Source organism: Streptomyces altiplanensis (genome assembly GCF_053591575.1).
This window is the reverse complement of record NZ_JBSFUB010000114.1, coordinates 1-21,357: the sequence shown is the minus strand read 5'-3', so window position 1 is coordinate 21,357 and position 21,357 is coordinate 1. Positions and strand designations below refer to the sequence as shown.

22 protein-coding genes and 2 pseudogenes are annotated in these 21,357 nt (G+C 70.9%); 8 read left to right on the top strand and 16 right to left on the bottom strand.

Going from position 1 to position 21,357, the window contains the following annotated elements; translation table 11 throughout:
* Nucleotides 1-292, bottom strand: a 292-nt coding sequence (locus ACWD0Y_RS31790) for a serine hydrolase (RefSeq protein ID WP_450263758.1), incomplete at its 3' end; no start/stop codon positions are given.
* Between the two features lie 65 nt (nt 293-357).
* Nucleotides 358-1,029, bottom strand: a complete 672-nt coding sequence (locus ACWD0Y_RS31785) for a DUF4097 family beta strand repeat-containing protein (protein ID WP_450263757.1) — start codon at nt 1,027-1,029, stop codon at nt 358-360.
* A gap of 222 nt (nt 1,030-1,251) precedes the next feature.
* Between ACWD0Y_RS31785 and ACWD0Y_RS31780 the strand changes: the two genes are divergently transcribed.
* On the top strand, nt 1,252-1,986 hold the full coding sequence (locus tag ACWD0Y_RS31780) for a helix-turn-helix domain-containing protein (protein ID WP_450263759.1): 735 nt from the start codon (nt 1,252-1,254) through the stop codon (nt 1,984-1,986).
* Between the two features lie 190 nt (nt 1,987-2,176).
* Here ACWD0Y_RS31780 and ACWD0Y_RS31775 read toward each other — a convergent pair whose 3' ends face one another.
* The 3 genes from ACWD0Y_RS31775 to ACWD0Y_RS31765 form a co-directional block, all read right to left on the bottom strand.
* On the bottom strand, nt 2,177-3,622 hold the full coding sequence (locus tag ACWD0Y_RS31775) for an endonuclease/exonuclease/phosphatase family protein (protein ID WP_450263756.1): 1,446 nt from the start codon (nt 3,620-3,622) through the stop codon (nt 2,177-2,179).
* 132 nt (nt 3,623-3,754) lie between these two features.
* The gene (locus ACWD0Y_RS31770) at nt 3,755-4,627 is read right to left on the bottom strand and encodes a hypothetical protein (protein WP_450263755.1); all 873 of its coding nucleotides are present in this window, start codon (nt 4,625-4,627) and stop codon (nt 3,755-3,757) included.
* 233 nt (nt 4,628-4,860) lie between these two features.
* Nucleotides 4,861-5,052, bottom strand: coding sequence for a hypothetical protein (locus tag ACWD0Y_RS31765; protein ID WP_450263754.1), 192 nt, complete (start codon nt 5,050-5,052; stop codon nt 4,861-4,863).
* Nucleotides 5,053-5,238: 186 nt separating this feature from the next.
* Here ACWD0Y_RS31765 and ACWD0Y_RS31760 point away from each other — a divergent pair.
* The 3 genes and pseudogenes from ACWD0Y_RS31760 to ACWD0Y_RS31750 all read left to right on the top strand — a co-directional run.
* A pseudogene (locus ACWD0Y_RS31760) lies at nt 5,239-5,385 on the top strand (helix-turn-helix transcriptional regulator); the annotation flags it as partial.
* 21 nt (nt 5,386-5,406) lie between these two features.
* Complete coding sequence (locus ACWD0Y_RS31755; protein ID WP_450263753.1) at nt 5,407-6,009, top strand: DUF5753 domain-containing protein; 603 nt, start codon at nt 5,407-5,409, stop codon at nt 6,007-6,009.
* The gene (locus ACWD0Y_RS31750; protein WP_450263752.1) at nt 6,006-6,221 is read left to right on the top strand and encodes a DUF397 domain-containing protein; all 216 of its coding nucleotides are present in this window, start codon (nt 6,006-6,008) and stop codon (nt 6,219-6,221) included. Before ACWD0Y_RS31755 ends, ACWD0Y_RS31750 begins: the two co-directional genes overlap by 4 nt.
* 4 nt (nt 6,222-6,225) lie before the next feature.
* Here the strand turns inward: ACWD0Y_RS31750 and ACWD0Y_RS31745 are convergent, their stop codons facing one another.
* The 5 genes from ACWD0Y_RS31745 to ACWD0Y_RS31725 form a co-directional block, all read right to left on the bottom strand.
* A complete protein-coding gene (locus ACWD0Y_RS31745; protein WP_450263751.1) occupies nt 6,226-7,647 on the bottom strand; it encodes an ATP-binding protein in 1,422 nt (473 codons plus the stop codon).
* Between the two features lie 94 nt (nt 7,648-7,741).
* A complete protein-coding gene (locus ACWD0Y_RS31740; RefSeq protein ID WP_450263750.1) occupies nt 7,742-9,025 on the bottom strand; it encodes a geranylgeranyl reductase family protein in 1,284 nt (427 codons plus the stop codon).
* A gap of 99 nt (nt 9,026-9,124) precedes the next feature.
* Entirely contained in the window at nt 9,125-11,518 is a 2,394-nt protein-coding gene (locus ACWD0Y_RS31735; RefSeq protein WP_450263749.1) for a zinc-ribbon domain-containing protein, read from the bottom strand.
* A 189-nt stretch (nt 11,519-11,707) separates the two neighbouring features.
* Nucleotides 11,708-12,619 (bottom strand): glutaminase, encoded by a 912-nt coding sequence (locus ACWD0Y_RS31730; RefSeq protein WP_093799629.1) that lies wholly within the window; start codon nt 12,617-12,619, stop codon nt 11,708-11,710.
* Between the two features lie 7 nt (nt 12,620-12,626).
* Nucleotides 12,627-13,322 (bottom strand): demethylmenaquinone methyltransferase, encoded by a 696-nt coding sequence (locus tag ACWD0Y_RS31725; RefSeq protein ID WP_450263748.1) that lies wholly within the window; start codon nt 13,320-13,322, stop codon nt 12,627-12,629.
* 61 nt (nt 13,323-13,383) lie between these two features.
* On the opposite strand from ACWD0Y_RS31725, the pseudogene ACWD0Y_RS31720 reads away from it, so the two are divergent.
* Nucleotides 13,384-13,497: pseudogene (locus tag ACWD0Y_RS31720) on the top strand (DUF3152 domain-containing protein); the annotation flags it as partial.
* Nucleotides 13,498-13,515: 18 nt separating this feature from the next.
* On the opposite strand, the gene ACWD0Y_RS31715 reads toward ACWD0Y_RS31720, so the two are convergent.
* Nucleotides 13,516-14,187: a hypothetical protein gene (locus ACWD0Y_RS31715; RefSeq protein ID WP_450263747.1), complete on the bottom strand. Its 672-nt coding sequence runs from the start codon at nt 14,185-14,187 to the stop codon at nt 13,516-13,518.
* Nucleotides 14,188-14,197: 10 nt separating this feature from the next.
* Complete coding sequence (mqnC, locus tag ACWD0Y_RS31710) at nt 14,198-15,394, bottom strand: cyclic dehypoxanthinyl futalosine synthase (protein ID WP_450263746.1); 1,197 nt, start codon at nt 15,392-15,394, stop codon at nt 14,198-14,200.
* Nucleotides 15,395-15,520: 126 nt separating this feature from the next.
* Between mqnC and ACWD0Y_RS31705 the strand changes: the two genes are divergently transcribed.
* A complete protein-coding gene (locus ACWD0Y_RS31705) occupies nt 15,521-15,769 on the top strand; it encodes a hypothetical protein (RefSeq protein ID WP_450263745.1) in 249 nt (82 codons plus the stop codon).
* A gap of 148 nt (nt 15,770-15,917) precedes the next feature.
* Here ACWD0Y_RS31705 and ACWD0Y_RS31700 read toward each other — a convergent pair whose 3' ends face one another.
* Both ACWD0Y_RS31700 and ACWD0Y_RS31695 read right to left on the bottom strand, forming a co-directional pair.
* The gene (locus tag ACWD0Y_RS31700; protein ID WP_450263744.1) at nt 15,918-17,570 is read right to left on the bottom strand and encodes a serine/threonine-protein kinase; all 1,653 of its coding nucleotides are present in this window, start codon (nt 17,568-17,570) and stop codon (nt 15,918-15,920) included.
* Between the two features lie 70 nt (nt 17,571-17,640).
* Entirely contained in the window at nt 17,641-18,504 is an 864-nt protein-coding gene (locus ACWD0Y_RS31695; RefSeq protein ID WP_450263743.1) for a menaquinone biosynthetic enzyme MqnA/MqnD family protein, read from the bottom strand.
* Between the two features lie 340 nt (nt 18,505-18,844).
* Between ACWD0Y_RS31695 and ACWD0Y_RS31690 the strand changes: the two genes are divergently transcribed.
* Together ACWD0Y_RS31690 and ACWD0Y_RS31685 are read left to right on the top strand one after the other, a co-directional pair.
* Nucleotides 18,845-19,048 (top strand): cold-shock protein, encoded by a 204-nt coding sequence (locus tag ACWD0Y_RS31690; RefSeq protein WP_008738468.1) that lies wholly within the window; start codon nt 18,845-18,847, stop codon nt 19,046-19,048.
* A gap of 120 nt (nt 19,049-19,168) precedes the next feature.
* On the top strand, nt 19,169-19,456 hold the full coding sequence (locus tag ACWD0Y_RS31685; RefSeq protein WP_450263742.1) for a hypothetical protein: 288 nt from the start codon (nt 19,169-19,171) through the stop codon (nt 19,454-19,456).
* A 31-nt stretch (nt 19,457-19,487) separates the two neighbouring features.
* Here ACWD0Y_RS31685 and ACWD0Y_RS31680 read toward each other — a convergent pair whose 3' ends face one another.
* Nucleotides 19,488-20,246 carry a restriction endonuclease gene (locus ACWD0Y_RS31680; RefSeq protein ID WP_450263741.1) on the bottom strand — a complete coding sequence of 253 codons (759 nt, stop codon included), beginning with the start codon at nt 20,244-20,246 and terminating at the stop codon, nt 19,488-19,490.
* 181 nt (nt 20,247-20,427) lie between these two features.
* The coding region (locus ACWD0Y_RS31675) for a dicarboxylate/amino acid:cation symporter (RefSeq protein ID WP_450263740.1) at nt 20,428-21,357 on the bottom strand (930 nt) is incomplete at its 5' end.

Sequence of the window (21,357 nt, the reverse complement as noted above, 5' to 3'; positions counted from 1 at the left end):
GCCCGAACTCGGGCAGGTGGCCGGCCACCGGGACGTCCAGCCCGATCTTGCCCTCGGCCACCAGTTGCAGCACCACGGTCGCGGTGAAGGTCTTGGTGTTGCTGCCTATCCGGACGTGCCCGTTCACCGGCGGCTCGGCGGTCCCGCCCAGTTCGCGCACCCCGGCGCTGCCGGCCCACTCGCCCCGCTCGTCGTGCACGCGCATCGTCACCCCGGTGAAACCGGACTCGACCATCTCCTCGATGGCCTTCCGCAGCTCCGGGCGGTCCTGGTCGGTAAGAGGGACGGACATGGTGGTGTGCTCCTTACTGTTACGGAATTCGACTGGACGGACGGGATCGCCGCGGGGCGCCCCGCTCAGAGGCTGCGGGCGGTGATGTCGCCGTAGGCGGTGGTCGCGTGGATGTTCAGGCCGGCGGCGGCGCCGTCGGTGTTCTTGAGCGCGTTGTGGATCCGGCCGTAGGCGGTGCCGGCGTCCAGGGAGGCGGAGACTCCGCGGGCGGCGCCGACCGAGATCTCGCCGGACTCGGTGCGCAGCGTGACCGTCCCGCGCATGGCCTCGGTGATGCGGAGGTCGCCCTTCTGGGTGCTGATCTCCGCGGGGCCGCCCAGGCGGCCGACCGAGACGTCGCCGTCGAGGAGGGCGAGGCGGGCGCTCGCGGTCTCGTCGAGCTTGACCGTGGCCTGCGCGCCCTCGAAGGCGACGTCGCCGAGCCGTCCGACGCCCCGGAACTCGGCACTGGCCGCCTTCGCCTCGACGCGGGAGCCGGCGGGCAGCTGGATGGTCACCTCGACGGATCCGGAGTGGCCGAGGATCCGGTTCTTGGCCGGTGCGGTCCCGATCCGCAGGACACCGTCGCCGTATTCGACCGTGGTCTGCTCCGCCGCCTTGACGTCGCGGCTCTTGGCGGCGTCCGCGGGCAGGACCTCGACCGTGGTGTCGGACCGGTCGGCGGCGATGAACCGGATGCGTCCCGCGGGGATGTCGAGGACGGCGGAGACCGGGGCGGGGGTGGCGAACTTCTGCATGGTGCGCTCCTTCGGTTCGTTGTTTCCGATGACCAAAACGCTACGTTGCATTCAAAGTCCCGGCAACATCGATGTTGCACTCGAACCCAATAACTGCAGGTTAAAGCCGGGAAATCGTTGCAACGATTCTGACCGTAACGCAACAGCTCCCACCCCGTTCGTTGCAATGAATTGAAGGTGAACGCTATGCTGGCGACACCACGGACCACGAAGGAGACCGCGATGCCGGGAGGCAGACTCACCCAGCAGGAACGCCAGCAGATCGCGCTGGGGCTGGCCGACGGCCTCGCCTACGCGGAGATCGCCAGGCGTCTCGACCGCCCCACCTCGACGGTCACGCGCGAGGTGATGCGCAACGGCGGCCCCACCGCCTACCGCGCCGACCTCGCCCACCGCGCCACCGAACGCCGCACCCACCGGCGCGGGCAGGCCGCGCCCCGGGGACCGGAGGCGTCCCCGCAGCCCTACGGGCGCGACGCCGAGGCGGTGCACGAGTACGAGGAGACGTTCACCACCGTTCTCCTGACCTCGGGCATGCCCGCGATGATGTCCCGGGTGATGGCCTGCCTCGTCCTCAGCGACGCCGGCAGCCTCACCGCGTCCGAGCTCGTCCAGCGCCTCCAGGTCAGCCCGGCGTCCGTCTCCAAGGCGATCACGTTCCTCGAGAGCCAGGGCTTCGTCCGCCGGGAACGCGACGAAGGCCGCCGCGAGCGCTACGTCGTCGACGACGACATCTGGTACCGGTCGATGATGTCCAGCGCCCGCTCCATCGCCCAGATCGCCGAGACCGCACGGCAGGGCGTCGGCGTCCTCGGCCCCGTCACCCCGGCCGCCGTCCGCCTGGAGAACGTCGCCCGCTTCCTCGACTTCGTCAGCGAGAGCACCGCCCGCGCCGCGGAGCAGGCCCGCGACATCCTCCACACGAAACCCGGAACGGCCTCGGACGGCACCGTCTGAGCCGCGTTCAGTTCACGGGCAGGCAGCCGCCCTGCCCTGGCGGCCGGCCCGGACCCGCGCCGCGAGCGGCGTGGCGCGACCGCCCTGTGACACCGCCGGGACGCCCGACGGCCGGTGCGTCCGGTGTCTCACCGCACGCACCGGCCGTCGGGCTCTTCTCACCAGCGCATGCCGGGTTCGCCGAGTTCCGCTACTCGGCCGGCAGGGCCACCGTGCCGTGCAGCGACCAGTGGTCCGACTTTCCGTCGGAGGCGGAGACCGCGCAGTTGGTGAATCCGGATGTCCTCGGAGCGAAGATGTAGTCGAGTTTCCTCGTGGGCATTCCGTCGACGCCGTTGGCCGTGGGCTCTCCCCCACGGACCTTCGAAGGGTCGTTGCCCTGTGAGCATTCCAGGTACTGGTCGTAGAGGGGGACGAGCGCCGAGCTGGGCCCTCCCTCGCTGACCCCTGCGTTCGAGGCGGGCGGTACGACGTTCATGTCCCCGCCGAACACGGGGCGGTAGCCCCTGGCCCGCCAGTCGGTCACCAGGCCCAGGAAGCTTTTGCCCTGCTCCTTGCGCCAGTACCCGTCCTCGGTCAGATCGTCATAGGGCGGGCCGGCGCTGAGGTGGGCAGTGCACGCGACCACCGCTCGCGACGGGATCGACGCGCACAGCGCGCTGCGCTGCTCCTTGCCCGCCGGAGACGGGAAGTCGTGGCGCTGGTAGAAAACGTTCTCGTCCGGAACCGCCAGCGCCACACCGTAAGCTCCGCGGTCCAGGTAATCCGGCTTCGGCCCCATGGCGCACTGCTTCTGGACGTTCACGCCGTCGACCTGGTTGTGGATCGGAGCGAACCTGACGTCCCACTTCGTGCCGGTCTCCCCTTCCAGCATTTCCTCGACACGCTTTGCGTGCTTCTCGCAGAACTCCTGGAAGAAGATGACGTCGGGGTTCCTTCCGTTCACCTTCAGGCGTTCCCTGATCGCGTCGGTGAGTTCGCCGGTCCCGGCGCGATCGGCCGACCAGTCACATCGTTCATTGTTGTTGGCGCATACGTTCCAGGTCATCACGTTCAGGGCCGACCCCGCCACGGGCCCGTAGGCCGGCGGAGGCTGCGTGCCCGGGTTGACGAAGCTGTCGACCGGTTCGAGCAGGAACTGCGCGGGCGTGGAAGACGTCGCCGCCCGGAGGGTGCCGTCCGCGTCCGCGACGACGTACTTCCCCTCGTGGCCGGGCGCCACGGTCTTGAAGGTGACCCGGCGCGACCCCGGCTTCTCCGAGGAGGGGGCAGCCGAGAAGTCCACTTCGAACTGCTGCCACGAACCGAGATTCCCGCCCCTGGCCCGCAGCATCCCTTCCCGGTCTTCGCCGTCGAGGAACTCGGGAGTGGTGAAGAACCCGGTGGTCTCAGAACGCAGACTCATGATGTTCTTCGCCGGGTGATTGGTGTGGAGCGTGAATCTCTCCCACGAATTGACCTCGGTACTCACCGCACGCAGGCGCCACTCGTACTTTCCGGTGTCGTGCATCTCCACCCGGACGTACTTTCCGTTCGGCGCCTTGAGGGCCCATTTCTGCCCTGCCGACTTCTCGACCCATACCGCGTCCGCCGAGACATCCGTGGCGTAGGCCACCGTTGTCGTCGCGAGAAACACCCCGGCCATTATCCCGACAAGTACTGTGAAAGCGACCATTATTCGGCGCATGCTCTCCCCTTACAAGATCACAGAAGTTTGACGCGACAGAGCGTACGGCTCCGGTCAGTGCTCCCGTCCGGCCAGGACGGTTCAGGGCGCCGGGCGGAGTTTGTGCGTACGGAGTGCTTCCCGGAGCCGGGCCGCCTTTCCGCGTACGACATCGGCCGGGAGGCGGTCGTCCCGGCGTACGCACGGCTCGCTGCGGCAGACGCGGCACAGGCCGCCGGGCAGGGATTCCGGCGTACCGGGGGCGTGGCAGGCCGTGCACTCCATGACGTACCGGCCCTGGGCGGGGGCCGGAGGCACCGGCGGCAGCTTCGTGATCAGCCGGTTCTGCACGAAGCCGAACGGGTACCGGACGGGATCGGGCAGCATCGAGGCGACGGCCCGAACGAGCTGCGCCTCGGTGGCGCCCCGCCGGAACCAGTCCCCGGCCAGACCGGCCAGCGCCTCGCATTCCACGGCGGACAGGGCGAGTTGGGGGTGCTGGTGGACGAGCCGGGCGAGGGCGTCGCGGCCACGCGCGTCGGGTTCCCGCGCGGGCGCGGGGTCGGCCATCCCGGACTGCGGAACGTCACCGCCGAGGAACGCGGCCCACCAGGCGTCGGGGCGTGCAGTGCGGGTGAAGTAGGTGCGGTAGACCCACCGCGCGCCTTCCGCGTCCTGCACGTCCCGGCGTACGCGCCGCAGGTGCCCGGCCTCGGAGAGCCTGCGCAGCGCGGTACCAATGGCGCACTGGCCGAAGTCGTCCAGTTCCCTGGCCAGCGTCTTGATCGAGATGTCGGCGCCGTCGGGCAGCCGGTCGATGTACCCGGCGATCGCCGCTTCACGCTTGGGCAAGTGTGCGAAGTCGCGCCCGCGACGGGGTTCCTGGTCGGGCGCGGACCGCTTCCCGAATCCGGGCTTGGCCATCGGATGGGCGGGCGCGTGCAGGGCGGCGCGGCTAAGCTGCTGAACAGCCATGAGATCGGCTCCACGATCTTGTTGGTCAGACCCCTGTGTGGTGCTGGTAACACCGCATGGGGGTCGTTTGCTGTGCCGCACGCTACACGGCAACAGCTCTGCGTGGCGACCTGATCACAAAAAGTCATCTGCGCCGGTGCACCGGTCGGTTGGCGCACCGCAGGGAGGGTGGGTGGGAGGAATCCCCACCCACCATTCCCAGCAAAAGGCGCTCGCACCTCGCCTCCCGAAGCTCAAGCGCCGCCGGAGCCGTCCGCCCGGCACCGGGGACACCGGCACGGCGGGTACTCCATCGACCCGGGCGGCAGTTCCGCCCCCTCCGCCGGCTCCCCGGCCGCGTCGAGCCGGAGTACGCCGTCCGTTCCGTAATCCGCCATCAGCTCCGCGAGCTGCGCCCGCGCCTCACTCCTCCGTGGTGCGTTCATCCCTGTTCCTTGCCTCGCTCGATACGTCGCTTTCCGTGTCCGATCGTTGCGCTGTGTGCATACGATGGATAGGGGGCGGCGGGCAACAACGGTGTTGAAACGCAGGGGAGTTCAGTGGTGAGCAAGCCAAACAAAGGCCTGAGCTTCACTCAGGGCAAGGTCGGGTGACCGTTCTTCGGCTCCGAACTCAAGCGGCAGCGAGAAGCGGTAGCGCTCACCCAGCAGCAGCTCGGGGAGCGGGTCTACGTCTCGGGGACGTACATCGGCCAGATCGAGGCCGCCATCCGCAAACCCCAGCTCGACCTCGCGCAGCGCATCGACAGCGAGCTGGGGACGGACGGGCTACTGGCCCGCATGTGCAAGGAGCTGATCGACAGCAGCCCGCACCCTGCCTACTTCGCCGATGCTGCCGCCTTGGAGTCGGAAGCCCTCACCATCAGCGAGTACGCGCCGACACTGGTTCCAGGGCTGCTCCAGACCGAGGAGTACGTACGGGCGTTGATGGCGCCGGCTGCCGCGCTCATCCTCGACCACGACATGTACACGTGGGCCCGAGCCCGTGCGGCGCGGGCTGCCCTGCTCGATGGACCAACAAGGCCCGTGTTGTGGGCCGTCCTCCATGAGGCCGTGTTGCGCATCCCCGTGGGCGGCCCGGAAGTGATGGCTCGCGAACTTGAGCACATCGCCGAGTTGGTTCGACGCGGACGCATCCTCGTCCAGGTGCTGCCCTTCGCCGCCGGGGCCCATGCCGCAAGCAGCGGCATGTTCGCAGTCATGACGTTCGACGACGCGCCGCCCGTCGCTTACTCGGAAGGGCAGCACTCGGGCCAACTGCTGGACATCCCCCCGCTGGTCGCCAAGTACCAGCGGTCTTACGATCTGATCCGGGCCGCCGCGCTGTCGCCGGAGGCGTCCCTGGCCCTGATCGAATCGGCGGCGGAGGACTTCGCACCATGAGCACTGCGCATGACCTGAGCGGCGCCACGTGGCGCAAGTCGTCCCACAGCAACGCCGAGGGCGGTAGCTGCGTCGAAGTGGCCGACGGCTTCCCAGACGTCATGCCCGTACGGGACAGCAAGATCCCCGGCGGCCCCGCGCTCCTCTTCGACGTGACCGCCTGGTCGTCCTTCGTCTCCGCCGTGAAGGGCGACCGCTTGCCTCCCGCCTGAGCGCTCACCGCCAAGCGGTGAGCAACTCCTCGGGGCCCACCACCTGCACTCCGTCCACCGTGGCGCCGCTGCGTGACACCGCGAGCAGCGGGGTGTCCTCGTCCGCGCCCGGCAGCTGCGACCGGTGGACGATCAGGCGCGCCAGGTCACGCGCGTCGAACGGCCGGTTCTCCAGCCACTTGATCGAGCCGACCGCCGTGATCCGCTTGGCGATCGGGCCCCGGTCGGCCGCGACAATGTCGATCTCGGGGTCATTGGTGCGCGTCCAGTACCCGCCCACCGCACCCGAATCGTCCGGCACCCCGCCGTCGCGCATGCGGTAGAGCCCTTCGCGCACCACTGGTTCGACGGCCCGTCCGCGCCAGGACGTCCACGACTGGCGCATTCGCTCCAGCGTCAGGTCCCCTCTGCCCCGCTCGACCTCGGAGAGGTACGGCCCGACGAAGGCGAGCCAGAAGCGCAGGTGCGGATCGGTGACGTGGTACCGGGTCTCCTTCGACGGACGCGTGGACAGGGGGCTGACCGCCTCCACCACCCGCTTGGCGCCCAGCAGTTGGAGCGAGCGGCTGAGGCTGGTCGCCGGCAGGCCGCCGGCCGCCCGCCCGATCAGCGAGTGGGTCCGCTCGCCCGAGCCGATGGCTCCCAGCACCAGGCGGGCCTGGGCGTCGGCCGGGAATTCCGCCGCCAGGGAACGTTCCCCGCTGACGATGAGCGCCGACGTGGGGTCGGCCACAACTTCGGACAGGTAGTCGAAGACTCCGGCGCCCCGAGGCCACTCCTCCAGCACGAGCGGCAACCCACCGGACACGAGATAGGCGTCGAAGGCCTCGGCGGGCGGAAGGTGCAGTATGTCCGCCACGTCTGCCGGGCTGAGCGGCGGTACCACCATCTCCGTACCCCGCTGGTGGAAGGGGCGGTCGTAGTCGTTGAGCCGCTCCATCATCGCCAGATCGGAACCCACGCAGAGCAGCAGCACCGGCCGCCGCGACAGCTCGCGGTCGAAGAGCTTTTGCAGTGTGCCCTCGAAGCCGGGATCGTTCTTGATCAGATACGGCATCTCGTCGAGCACGACCACGCTCGGCCGATCGGCCGGCAGGGCCCCGGCGAGAAGGTGCAGGGCGGCGTCCCAGTCTCGGGGCGACTGTCCGCTCATGGCCCCTGCGCCGGGCAGATCCGATGCGGCGACCGCCTCGACGAACAACCTCAGGTCGGTCTCCACAGTGGACTGGGCGGAGGCCGTGAAGAAGACGCTGGGCAGACCCGAGCGCTCGATGAACTCCTCCACCAGGCGGGACTTCCCCACCCTTCGCCTGCCGCGCATCAGGACAGCCCTGCCGGGCCGGCCCGCCCGGCCACCGGCCTCCGTACGCCCGACCATCCGGTCGAGCGCGGCAAGCTCGCGCTCGCGACCGACGAAACCGTCCATCCGTGCCGTCGCTCCAGACTTGGTGACACCATGCTTGATACGCCCAAAAATGAACGTACCAAATTTGTGCGTGTCCTGCGTCACAGGCCGGGAGTCAGGAGTTCGGCGCGACCTTGGCCAGGCCGTTGATGATGCGGTCCATCGCGTCGCCGCCCGCCGGGTCGGTCAGGTTGGCCAGCATCTTCAGCGTGAACTTCATCAGCACCGGGTGCGTCAGGCCGCGCTGGGTCGCGATCTTCATGACCTTCGGGTTGCCGATGAGCTTCACGAAGGCGCGGCCCATCGTGTAGTAGCCGCCGTACGTCTCCTTGAGGATCTTCGGGTAGGCGTGGAGGGCGAGTTCGCGCTGGGCGGGGGTCGCGCGGGCGTGGGCCTGGACGATGACGTCAGCGGCGATCTGGCCCGACTCCATGGCGTACGCGATGCCCTCGCCGTTGAACGGGTTCACCATGCCGCCCGCGTCACCCACGAGGAGCAGGCCCTTGGTGTAGTGGGGCTGGCGGTTGAAGGCCATCGGGAGCGCGGCGCCGCGGATCGGCATCGTCATGTTGTCCGGGGTGTAGCCCCACTCCTCCGGCATCGACGCACACCACGCCTTGAGCACCTCGCGCCAGTCCAGCTCCTTGAACGCCTTGGAGGAGTTGAGGATGCCGAGGCCGACGTTGGACGTGCCGTCGCCCATGCCGAAGATCCAGCCGTAGCCGGGGAGCAGGCGGTCCTGCGGGCCCCGGCGGTCCCACAGCTCCAGCCAGGACTCCAGGTAGTCGTCGTCGTGGCGCGGGGAGGTGAAGTACGTACGGACCGCTACGCCCATCGGGCGGTCCTCCATGCGGTGCAGGCCCATGGCGAGGGAGAGGCGGGTCGAGTTGCCGTCGGCCGCGACGACCAGCGGGGCGTGGAAGGTGACCGGGGTCTTCTCCTCGCCGAGCTTGGCGTTGACGCCGGTGATCCGGCCCGTGCGGGGGTCGAGGACCGGCTCGCCGACGTTGCAGCGCTCGTACAGGCGGGCGCCCGCCTTCTGGGCCTGGCGGGCGAGCTGCTCGTCGAAGTCGTCGCGCTTGCGGACGAGTCCGTAGTCCGGGTACGAGGCCAGGTCCGGCCAGTCGAGCTGGAGGCGTACGCCGCCGCCGATGATGCGCAGGCCCTTGTTGCGCAGCCAGCCCGCCTCTTCGGAGATGTCGATGCCCATCGAGACCAGCTGCTTGGTGGCGCGGGGCGTCAGGCCGTCGCCGCAGACCTTCTCGCGCGGGAACGCGGTCTTCTCCAGCAGCAGGACGTCGAGTCCGGCCTTCGCCAGGTAGTAGGCGGTCGTGGAGCCGGCGGGTCCGGCCCCGACGACGATCACATCTGCGGTGTGCTCGGAGAGGGGCTCGGTCACGGCGGGATCTCCCGTAAGACTCGACGTCGCGTGCCCGGGGGCACAGGTCGAAGGCAGTCTATTGGGGCGTGCCGAGCTCCCCTCCGAAGGGGCGGTGGGTCAGTCGAGGATCCAGGTCGCCAGCGCGGTGTCGAAGGTCTTGCGGGCGTACTGCCAGTCGCGGTCCCGTGCCTTGGTGTAGATCGAGTAGTCGGTGCCGTTCTCCGCGATGTAGCCCTGGTCGATCGCGTGCAGGGTCTCGCCCGTCTGCTTGTCCGTGAACGTGTACTCCCAGATCGCGCCCGGCCGGCCCTGGAAGGTGTTCCGTTCCAGGCGCAGGCGCCGGAAGTCCTTCTGGTTCGCCTTGGCCTTCTTCTCGATGGTCAGGAAGTTCTCGTACGAGGAGGCGTACGGGGGGTCGGAGACGACACCGACGAGCAGGTGCTCCATCCCGGTGGAACCGGCATAGGTGATCTGGCCGCGGTCGGCGCTCTGGCGGGACCAGACCTCCGGTACGGCGAGGGAGAAACCGGCCGGGTCCGTCACCCTCCTGTAGCCGGCGGGCACTTCGGAGGGCGCCGGCGGGGCGGAGGTCGCGGACGGGGTCGGCGTGGTCCCGGTCTCGGAGGCCGAGGGGGACGGGGACGCGGTGGGAGCGGGCGACGTGGAGGTGCCGGGGGTTCCGGTCGCCGGTTCGGCGGGGCTCTCGCTCTCGGCCACCACGGGCTTGTCGTCCTGCGACTGCCGCACGGTGGTGTCCTTGCCGCCGTCGTTGAGCAGCAGCACACCGGCGGTGGCGCCACCGCCGACGAGGAAGGCGGCGGCGAGCGTTCCGGTCCACAGGAGCGCGCGGCTCCGGGGCTTCGGGGCGGGCGCGGGTGTGGGGGTGAAGGCGGGAGTGGGTGTGGGTGTGGCGGCAGGAGTGGGGATGGGCGCGTGAGGGGGGTACACCGGGTGCGGCTCCGGGGCGGTGGCCGCCGTCGCCGTCGTCATCGCGGCCAGGGCCTCGGGCGGAACGTACCCGGGCGGGGCCGGTGGAGCCGGCTGGGCCGGCTGGGCCGGTGAGGCCGACGGGGTCGGCGGGGTCGGGGGGACCGGCGGAATTCCCGGTACCGCGTCCGTCCGCCCGCCCCGCACCCGTGGCAGGTACGGCGCGACCAGCACCGCCCCTCCCAGCCACAGCAGTCCGAAGAGCAGCGCGTACCCCAGGCTCGGCGCGACCTCCACCGTGCCCTGCGCGCCGCCGAAGTCGCCGATCCCGCCCGCGAGGTCGGCAGAGACCCCGGTGAATCCGGCGCACAGCAGGTACAGGCCGAGGAAGAAGGCCCCGGCCAGCACGTGTTCGCGCCGCTCGGCCGAGCGGCGGGCCGTCCACAGCGCGAACACGAGCGCGCACACCAGCCCCAGCGCCAGCGCGCCCGCCACCGCCCAGCCGTTGTGCACCCCGCCCAGCTCGGACAGGCCGAAACTGCCGTGCTGGAGGCCGCCGCCGAAGTAACTGACCTGACCCTGGAGGTCGTACTCCACCGGTACGCCCCAGCTCGCCCCGAGCACCAGCAGCCCGATGTTCGGCAGGACCGGCAGCGCGAACAGCAGCGCCTCGCCGTCGACGCCCTCGGTACTCGCGTACACGACGAAGCCGACGAGCGTGCAGAGCACGAGCACGGAGCCGAGCGCCCGCAGTGCCGTCCCGAGCGCCCGTACGGCCGCCTCCGCCGTGGGCCGCCGCGCCGGCCACTGCGCGAGGTCGTCGCGCTGGAGCAGACCGGCGGTGACGGCGAGCGAGAGCACCAGCGCGCCGAGGGCGGCGAGCAGCGGCGACGACGCGACCTCGACGCCCGCGACCGACAGCTGGGCGAACAGACCGAGGACCAGCACACCGGCGGTGGCGAGAAGGGTGACGCGTACGGCCGCTTCGAGGCCCGCCGTACGCCCGTGCTCGTGCGTCGCCACTCGCGCGCGCAGCTTCCGTACGCCGATGAGGTGCGCGCCGATCCACAGGACGGTGACGGTCAGCGGTACGAGGGAGATCTCCGCGCCGCCCGCCACGCCGGGGGAGAACTCCGGAGAACCGAAGTCCCCGCCCCCCTCGCCGAACTGCGACGGCCCCGCGCCCCGCACCTCGAAGCCGCCGCCGAACGCCTGGAGCAGCAGGGCGAGCGCGATGCGCAGCCGGTCGCTCCAGCCGACCACGACGTCGCCGCTGCCGCCGCTGCCGCTGTCACCGCCGTCGCCGCCGTCCTGGCCGTACGACGGGACGGCCAGCGCGACCGCCAGGACGAGCAGCAGCCCGAGCGGCCAGGCGGCGGCCTTCGCCGCGGACGCCCAGTCGCCCCGGAAGGCGCGGCCGAAGAACTGTCCGAGGGGCGAGGGCGTCGCGGGACCGGGTGCGTACGCGGGCGGCGGGGGCGGGGGCATCTCACCCCCGGCGGACGGTCGTTCGTGCCCGCAGCTCATGCAGTAGCGGGCCTCGTCGGGGCCCGGGGTTCCGCAGTTCGGGCAGTGCAGCGGCATGGGGACTCCGGATGCGGGGAGGGCGGGGAGGCAGGGAAAGCGGGGAGAAACGAAGGAAGAGCGGTTCCTGTGTGTTTCCCGTGTGAACTGACTCATCTTCCCCGCCGGGCGGTTCCCGGCAAGGGGATTCCCGGCAAGGGCCCGTCCCGAAGCCGGTCCGGGCCGGTTCCCGAAGACCGTGTCCCGGTCCTAGAAGACCGACAGTCCCGTCAGCGTCGTGAACCGGTCCAGAGCCGCGACGCCCGCCACCGAGTTGCCGCGCTCGTCCAGGCCCGGACTCCAGACGCACAGCGTGCACCGCCCCGGCACGACCGCGACGATCCCGCCGCCCACACCGCTCTTGCCCGGCAGCCCGACCCGGTGGGCGAACTCGCCGGCCGCGTCGTACGTACCGCAGGTGAGCATCACGGCGTTGATCTGCTTGGCCTCACTGCGCGTCAGCAGGCGTGAGCCGTCGGCGCGCAGCCCGTGGCGGGCCAGGAAGCGGGCCGCGAGCGCCAGGTCGGCGCAGCTCATCTCGATCGCGCACTGCCAGAAGTAGTGGTCGAGGAGGGTGGGGACGGGGTTGGCGATGTTGCCGTACGAGGCCATGAAGTGGGCCAGGGCCGCATTGCGGTCGCCGTGCGCGGACTCCGACTCGGCGACCTCCGGGTCGAAGGCCAGGTCCGGGTTGCCGCTCTCCTGGCGCAGGAAGTCGAGGAGTTCGCTGCTCGCGTCGCCGGTCAGGGTCTGGAGGCGGTCGGTGACGACGAGCGCGCCGGCGTTGATGAACGGATTGCGCGGGATGCCGTTCTCGTACTCCAGCTGGACGAGCGAGTTGAAGGGGTTGCCGGACGGCTCGCGGCCGACGTGTTCCCACAGGCCGTCGCCGCCCGTGGCCAGGACCAGCGCGAGCGTGAAGACCTTGGTGATCGACTGGGTGGAGAAGGGGCGCTGCCAGTCCCCGACCCCGTACACCTTGCCGTCCATGTCCGCGACGGCCATGCCGAAGCGGCGCGGGTCGACGGCGGCGAGCGCCGGGATGTACTCGGCGGTCCTGCCGCTGCCGACCTGTGGTGCGACGTCCTCCGCGATCCGCTCCAGGACCGACTGGTAGTTCACGGGAGGTCTACCGGGGCTTCGTACCGCGGTGCAGGGCGACGACTCCGCCCGTCAGGTTGCGCCACGCGACCTTCGACCAGCCCGCCCGCTGGAGCCGGGACGCCAGCGCCGGCTGGTCGGGCCAGTCGCGGATGGACTCGGCGAGGTAGACGTACGCGTCGGGGTTCGACGAGACGGCGGTCGCGACCGGCGGCAGCGCCCGCATCAGGTACTCCAGGTACACGGTCCGGAAGGGAGCCCAGGCCGGATGCGAGAACTCGCAGATCACGACCTGCCCGCCGGGCTTGGTCACGCGGTACAGCTCGCGCAGCGCGGCGTCGGTGTCCTGGATGTTGCGCAGCCCGAAGGAGATGGTGACCGTGTCGAAGGCGTCGTCGCGGAACGGCAGTTTCATCCCGTCGCCCGCGGTGAAGGGCATCCACGGGTGACGCTGCTTGCCGACCCGCAGCATGCCGATCGAGAAGTCGCAGGGCACGACGTACGCACCGGCCCGCGCGAAGGGCTGCGAGGAGGTGGCGGTTCCGGCGGCCAGGTCCAGGATCTTCTGGGCCGGGCGGGCGTCCACCGCCCTCGCGACCTCCTTGCGCCAGATCCGGTCCTGCCCGAGGGACAGGACGTCATTGGTGAGGTCGTAACGTTCCGCCACTTCGTCGAACATCGAGGCGACTTCGGCGGGCTTCTTGTTCAGGGATGCGCGGGTCACGCCGCCCATTGTGCCGGGCCCGTCCACCGCGGACGGAGCGGGCCCGGTCATCGGCGGCGCGGGCTCCCCGCCGTTCGACGGCTCCGCCACCGAGTACCGCGCCCTGATCATCGGCCGCGAGGCCGGCCACTGGCTGGGCCGCGGCCACGAGACCTGCCCGGGACCCGGCCGGCCCGGCGGGCGGGCGCGGTCCTCACCGCCGCCGGTGCACCAGCCGTCCGCCCAGGACCGTCGCGACGCACGTGCCGGCCCCCCGCGCGCGCAGCGCCGCCTCGTCCGGCACGTCGAAGACGGCGAGGTCGGCGCGGGAGCCGACGGTGAGCGGGTGCGCGACCACGGAAGCCGGCGGGACACCCCCGGCCAGCGGGTCCAGACCCGCACCGGGACGCGCCGTCAGGGCGTCCTCCACAGCCCCGGCCCCGGCCCCGGCCCCGCCCTCGACCGTGAGGCCGGCCCGCCGCACCGCCTGGCGGACGGCCGGGATCCGGAGCGGACCGGTGACGGCGACCACACCGTGGGCCAGGAGTTTCTGGGTGCAGCGGCGGGCGCTGTTGCCCCAGCGGGCCTCGGTCATGCGCAGCGCGGCGAGGGCGTCACCGGTGAGGGGGTCCGGGCCGAGCACGTCGAACTCGCCGGGGTCCTCGGGGAAGTAGGTGTGCTCCAGCAGGAAGCCGCCGCGGTCGTTGCGCAGCCCCGGCGTGAGGACTCCGGGCCAGCGGCGGACGCGGGCCGCCGGCCGGGCGGCGGCCACGTCGTCGTACGGGCCGAGCGCGACGACCGTCGCACCGTCGACGGCGACCGCTCCCCGGACGACCGGCTCCCCGGCGACCGGGACGACCAGGTCGGCGGCGTGGATCGTCAGCAACGCGACTCCGTCAGCTCGCGCTGAGGATCTTCAGCTCGGGGTGCGCGGTGCCGCCCTCGATGGCCGTCGACGAGAGGTGCGAGACGACGTGGTCGTCGACCGGGTCGTTCGCCGGGTCGTCGTGCACGACGATGTGCTCGTACGTCGTCGTGCGCTGCGCCGGCACGCGGCCGGCCTTGCGGATGAGATCGATGATCTCCATCCGGTTCGACCGGTGCCTGGCCCCGGCCGACGACACGACGTTCTCCTCCAGCATGATCGACCCGAGGTCGTCCGCGCCGTAGTGCAGCGACAGCTGGCCGACCTCCTTGCCGGTCGTCAGCCAGGAGCCCTGGATGTGGGCGACGTTGTCGAGGAAGAGCCGCGCGACGGCGATGATCCGCAGGTACTCGAAGAGCGTGGCCTGCGTACGGCCCTTCAGCGCGTTGTTCTGCGGCTGGTAGGTGTACGGGATGAAGGCGCGGAAGCCGCCCGTCCGGTCCTGTACGTCGCGGATCATGCGCAGGTGCTCGATGCGCTCGGCGTTGGTCTCGCCCGTGCCCATGAGCATCGTCGACGTCGACTCGACGCCGAGGCGGTGCGCGAGCTCCATGATCTCCAGCCAGCGCTCGCCGGACTCCTTGAGCGGCGCGATGGCCTTGCGCGGCCGCTCGGGCAGCAGCTCGGCGCCGGCCCCGGCGAAGGAGTCGAGCCCGGCGGCGTGGATGCGGCGGATGGCCTCCTCGGCGCTCACGCCCGAGATCCGGGCCATGTGCTCGACCTCGGAGGCGCCGAGGGAGTGGATGACGAGCTGCGGGTACGCCGCCTTGATCGCGGCGAAGTGCTCCTCGTAGTACTCGACGCCGTAGTCCGGGTGGTGACCGCCCTGGAACATGATCTGCGTACCGCCGAGCTCGACGGTCTCCGCGCAGCGGCGCAGGATGTCGTCGAGGTCGCGGGTCCACACCTTGTCGCTCTTGGGCGCGGCGTAGAAGGCGCAGAACTTGCACGCGGTGACGCACGAGTTCGTGTAGTTGATGTTGCGCTCGATGATGTACGTCGCGATGTGCTCCGTACCGGCGTAGCGACGGCGGCGCACGGCGTCCGCGGCCTGGCCCAGGGCGTGCAGCGGCGCGGAGCGGTAGAGGTCGAGGGCCTCTTCCGGGGTGATCCGCCCACCCTCGGCAGCGCGGTCGAGGACGGCTGTGAGGTCGGCCTTCTCAGTCACCGGAGTGTCCCTTTCGGCAGGGTGTGGACGGACCGGCCCAGCCTACGCCAGCCCCTCGGGTGAGCTTCGGGCGCCCGGTTGACGTCGACGTGACGGGCGAGGCGGGCAGCGCAGTACGCTCGCCGTATGGCCGACACGGCACGCGTCACCATCACGCTCCCCGCCGAGCAGGCCGAAGCGCTCAAGCAGATCACCGACAACCTCTCGGGGTACGTCGCGGAGGCAGTCGCCCGGCGGCTCCGGGGCGAGCTGATCGACCAGGAGCTGGAGCGCCACCAGCGCGAGTACGGCGAGTTCACGGAGGAGGAACGGGCCCACGCTCGCGCCGGGATCTACGGCAAGGCGCTTCCCGGGGCCGGCTCTGCTGCCGCGTGATCGAGGATCACTTCCGGACGATCCGTCCGTGAGCACGGCGACGACGTAGATCCGCTTGTCGTCGACTGCTGCGCGCTGTGGTCAGCCGTCAGTTGTCGGCAGCCAACAGTAGGTTTGTGTGTGGCCGTTGGGACACGTGGGGTTGACGTCAGCGGTCCAGGCGGCGCAGCGAGCCCGCAGGGTTCCCGGTTCCCTCGCCCTGCGCCCTGACGGTCATCGTGCCGTCCTTCTCCAGCGTGTACGTGACCTGTACGGTGCCGCTCGCGCAGCCGGGGGTGGAGGGACGGGCCGGGTCGGCGCGGTCGGTGATGCGGAGCCTGTTCGCGGTCACGGAGGTCAGTTCGCCCAGGCCGTTGCACTTGAGCGGGCCGAACGTGTTCGCCGTACGGGCCACGTCCTGGCCCTTCGTCCCACCGCTGATCCTGACGGAGTACTGGCCGGCGACGCCGCCCGCCGTGACGCTTCCCTCCCACGTGCCGGTGAACGCCTTGGGCACGCCGGCCGCGGCGGCGGGCGGAGTGTCCTGATCGCCGCTGCCCTTCTCGGCGTCGGGGCCGTCGCCTGACAGCCCGCTCAGGTAGACCGAGCCGCCCACCGTCACCACCGCCAGCGCGCCCGCGACGGCGAGAACCACCGTGCAGCTCCTGCGACGGCCGCGGCCCCCGGCCTCGGGGGCGGAGTTCTCGGTGGTCAGCGAGAACGAAACGCGGCCCGCCGCATCGGACGCGGTGGCGGCCCCGGCCCCGGTCCCACCACCCGGTACGACGGGCGCGACACCCGCACCCGCTCCCCAAGTCCCGCTCCCGCTCCTGAAGGAAGCCGGCGGCGGTCCGAACACGCCCATCGCCGGGCTGCTGAACGGCACCGGCCCCGAATCCCCCGGCGCCGCCGTCGCCGGTTCCAGGTCGAGCAGCCGCACCGCCGCCCGCCCCGCCCGCTCGACCAGCGGCCCCGGCAGCCACCCCGCCGCCACCAACCGCGCGGCCCCGCCCGGCGCCAGCCGCCGCGCCATTTCCTCCGGGGACGGCCGGTCCGCCGCCTCCTTGGCCAGGCAGGCGCCGACCACCTCGCGCAGTTCACCGTCGAGCGCCTCCAGCCCGTACAGCCGCGGCTCCTCGTGCACCACCTTGTAGAGCAGCGCCGCCGAAGAGTCGCCGGGGAACGGTGCCTCGCCCAGCGCGGCGTACGCCAGCACGGCACCCAGCGAGAAGACGTCAGCCGCGCCCGTCACGCCGTCCTTGCTGAGGATCTGCTCGGGCGACATGTAACCGGGCGAGCCGATGGACACGCCGGTGGAGGTGAGGGACGCGGTGCCGTCGGTGGCGCGCGCGATGCCGAAGTCGATCAGCCGGGGCCCGTCGAGCGTCAGCATGACGTTCGACGGCTTGACGTCCCGGTGCACGAGACCGAGTCCGTGCACCGCGCTCAGCGCCTCCGCGAGGCCCGCGCCCAGGGCGCGCACCGCGAACACGGGCAGCGGCCCGGCGTCGGCGACGGCCTCCGTCAGCGTGGGCCCGGCGACGTACCCGGTGGCCACCCACGGCACAGGGGCGTCCGGGTCCGCGTCCAGCACGGGCGCCGTCCAGTCGCCGCCGACCCGCCGGGCCGCCGTCACCTCGCGCCGGAAGCGGGCGCGGAACTCGTCGTCGAGCGCGAAGTGCGGATGCGCGACCTTGACCGCGACCGTACGTCCACCCGCACTGCGCCCGAGAAACACGCGGCCCATGCCGCCGACGCCCAGCCGGCCGAGGATCCGGTACGCGCCGATGGTCTGCGGATCACCCGCGTCGAGCGGCTGCATGCCCTCGTCCTCCCCCGTACCACCGCCGGCGACTTGCCCGCTGTCGCGAGCAGCCTAGGGGGCGATGGGGTCAGCCGAGCAGTTCGACCGTGACGTCGGCCGGATACCCGGTGTCCGGTCCGGTCCGGCGCGCGAACTCCCGTACGCCCGCCAGCTGGTCGGGGCCGAAGCGGAAGTCCAGCGTCGTGAAGTAGCGCTCCAGCAGCTCCGCGTCGAAGACCTCCCAGCGGGCGGCCTGCTCGGCGACCTCGGTCACCTCGTCCAGGGACAGGTCGCGAGAGGTCAGGAACGCCTCGTGGACCTTCTTCACGACGTCCGGCTCACGCGCGAGGTAGTCCTTGCGCGCCGCCCACACCGCGAAGACGAACGGCAGCCCCGTCCACTCCTTCCACATCTGCCCCAGGTCGTGGACCTGGAGCCCGAGCCGGGGCGCATCGTGCAGCGAGGCGCGCAGCGCCGCGTCGCCGATCAGCACGGCCGCGTCCGCCTCCTGCATCATTACGCCGAGGTCGGGCGGGCACGTGTAGTAGTCGGGCTGTACGCCGTACTGCTCGGCCAGCAGCAGCTGCGCCAGGCGCACCGAGGTGCGCGAGGTCGAACCGAGCGCGACCCGGGCCTTGTCGAGCCGGTCCAGCGGCACCTGGGAAACGATCACGCACGACATGACGGGGCCGTCGCAGCCGACCGCGAGGTCGGGGAAGGCGACGAGGTCGTCGGCGTTGCGGAGGAACTCCACCAGGGTGACGGGCGCGATGTCGAGATCGCCGCGCACCAGCTGCTCGCTGAGCCGCTCAGGGGTGTCCTTCGACAGCTGGAAGTCGAGAAGCGCTCCGGTACGGGCCAGCCCCCAGTACAGGGGCAGGCAGTTCAGGAACTGGATGTGGCCGACACGTGGCCGGCTGCGACGGTGGTCGGCAGCAGTTGAATTGTCCACATCGCGAGGCTAGACCTGTCTGTCGCACAGACCGACGCCGGGGGTCCGGGCCCTCTTCGGAAGGACTCCGGAAGGGCTCCGGAAGATCTACGGAAGGTCTCCGGCCCGGTCCCGGAAGGCGGCCCCGCAGGCGTCTTGGCAGGCCCCGTCAAACTTCCGGGAGGCGTGATCTTTCCCTCTTCCACTCGCCTCGGAACGCATGCTACGCTCGCCGCAAGTTGCAGTTTGGTTTCCCTTGCAGTACAGAGCCTGCGGAGCATGTGACCCGCAGGCTTTTGTAGTTTTCAGACTTCTTTGCAGGTTCTGGAGCAGGGCAACCCTTTGGCCCATAGGAGGGCTTATGGCTACCGGAACCGTCAAGTGGTTCAACGCTGAAAAGGGCTTCGGCTTCATCGCCCAGGACGGCGGCGGCCCGGATGTCTTCGTCCACTACTCCGCGATCAACGCGTCTGGTTTCCGCTCCCTCGAGGAGAACCAGCTCGTGAACTTCGACGTCACGCAGGGCCCGAAGGGCCCGCAGGCGGAGAACGTCACCCCGGCCTAGTTGCCCGGGCCGACCGGATCGCGGTCGAAGTAGCAGTACCCAAGGAGCCCCGTTCCGCGAGGAACGGGGCTCCTGCCTGTATGCGGCTCGCCCGCCGCCGCGGACATAGGGTCGGGGATCATGGATATAGCGATAGCCCTCCTCCTCGTCGCTCTCGTCGCGCTGATGGTCTCGGTCAACGAACACAAACTCAGGCGCACCAACCACCGGGTCGCCCGGCTGGAGCAGAAGATCGACCGCGTCATGGAGCACTTGGGCATCCATGAATCCGATCCGGCGATGGATCAGGTCGCCGCGCTCGCGCGGGAGGGAAAGAAGATCCAGGCGGTCAAGCTCTACCGCGACATCACGGGCGCCGACCTGCTGGAGGCCAAGAACGCGGTCGACCGCATGGAGTCCCGGGCCTGACCCTGCGGGGCCGCGGAGGACTCGGTCCGGGCTACGCGACCGGTACCTGGTCCCAGGGCGCCGGGCCGGTTCCGTCGGCCCACGCGGTGAGCGCCTGGTGGTCGATGCAGAGTATTCCGCACTGCTCCGCGTACTCCGCCGCCGGTTCGGTGAACTCGCCCGTGGTCACGACGGCGGCGACCTGGGCGCCGTGGACGGCGTAGCACGTGCCGCCGAAACGCTGGACGTCCTGCGAGCCGACCTTGTTCGCCGGTCCGTACCGCTTGCACTGGATCACGACGCACCGCCCGTCCGGAGCCGTCGCGATGACGTCGGCCCCGAGGTCCCCGGCGCCGCCGACGACCTGAACCTCCACGCAGCCGTCCCGCTCGCACAGTTCGGCGATCGACCGCTCGAAGGTGTCCGGGTCCATGGCCGCGTACTCCACGTACCCGGCTTCGGCGGGCTCGGCTCCGGCCTTGTCCCGGGCCGCCTCCACGCCGGTGACGTCCGCGCCGACGGCGTCCGCACCGGTGACATCCACGCCGGTGACGTCCGCGCCGACGGCGGCGGGGCGGACGCGCCGCCGGCGGCGACGGCCGCCCCGGACCACCGCCGCGGCCACGACGACGAGGGCGGCCGTCGCCAGGACGGCCGCCGGCAGGTTGTCGCCCTCCCCCAGCGCCGCCTTGAAGGTGAGTCCGACACCACAGACGACGATGGCGACCAGGCCGAGGCCGAACGCGACAACGCGGAGCCGGAAAGCGGGCCCGCGCCCTGCGGTGCGGCTCCGGCGGGTGGGTATAGGCATCTGCGTCGGCTCCGTCCTCCGTACGACCTTTTCAAGATCGCTCCGATGTCCGTATGCCCCGCCCGGCCGGTTTCAACGGCTCACGGACAGGCACACGACGCTCACCGCGCCCCGCCCCACGCAGAAGTGCCCCCGACGCGGGGCGTCGGGGGCACTTCGTGGTCCGGTTCCGGCAGCGCGGTTACGCGGCGACCGGCACGGCGGCCTTCTGCCCGGCCTCAGGCGCGTCGTACTCGTCGACCGGCGAGGACGAGGCCGAGTTGTACGCGTCGTGGTCGAGGATCTTCTCCCGGGCCGCGACGATGACCGGCACCAGAGCCTGGCCCGCGACGTTGGTCGCGGTCCGCATCATGTCCAGGATCGGGTCGATCGCCATCAGCAGGCCCACGCCCTCCAGCGGGAGGCCGAGCGTCGACAGGGTGAGGGTCAGCATCACCGTCGCGCCCGTCAGACCGGCGGTGGCCGCCGAGCCGATGACCGAGACGAAGGCGATCAGCAGGTAGTCCTGGATACCGAGCTGCACGTCGAAGATCTGCGCAATGAAGATCGCGGCGAGCGCCGGGTAGATCGCGGCGCAGCCGTCCATCTTGGTCGTCGCGCCGAACGGCACGGCGAAGGACGCGTACTCCTTCGGAACGCCGAGGCGCTCGGTGACCCGCTGGGTGACCGGCATGGTGCCGACCGAGGAGCGGGAGACGAAGGCCAGCTGGATGGCCGGCCAGGCGCCCTTGAAGAACTGGAGCGGGTTGACCTTGGCGACCGTGGCGAGCAGCAGCGGGTAGACGCCGAACAGCACGAGGGCGCAGCCGATGTAGACGTCGGCGGTGAACGTCGCGTACTTGCTGATCAGCTCCCAGCCGTAGTCGGCGATGGCGAAGCCGATGAGGCCGACGGTGCCGACGGGCGCGAGGCGGATGACCCACCACAGGGCCTTCTGGAGCAGCTCCAGGACCGAAGCGCTGAGCTTGAGGATCGGCTCGGCCTTCTCGCCGAGCTGGAGGGCCGCGATACCGGCGACGGCGGCCATGAAGACGATCTGGAGCACGTTCAGCTCGGTGAACGGCGTGATGACGTCGGTCGGCACGATGCCGGTCAGGAAGTCGATCCAGGA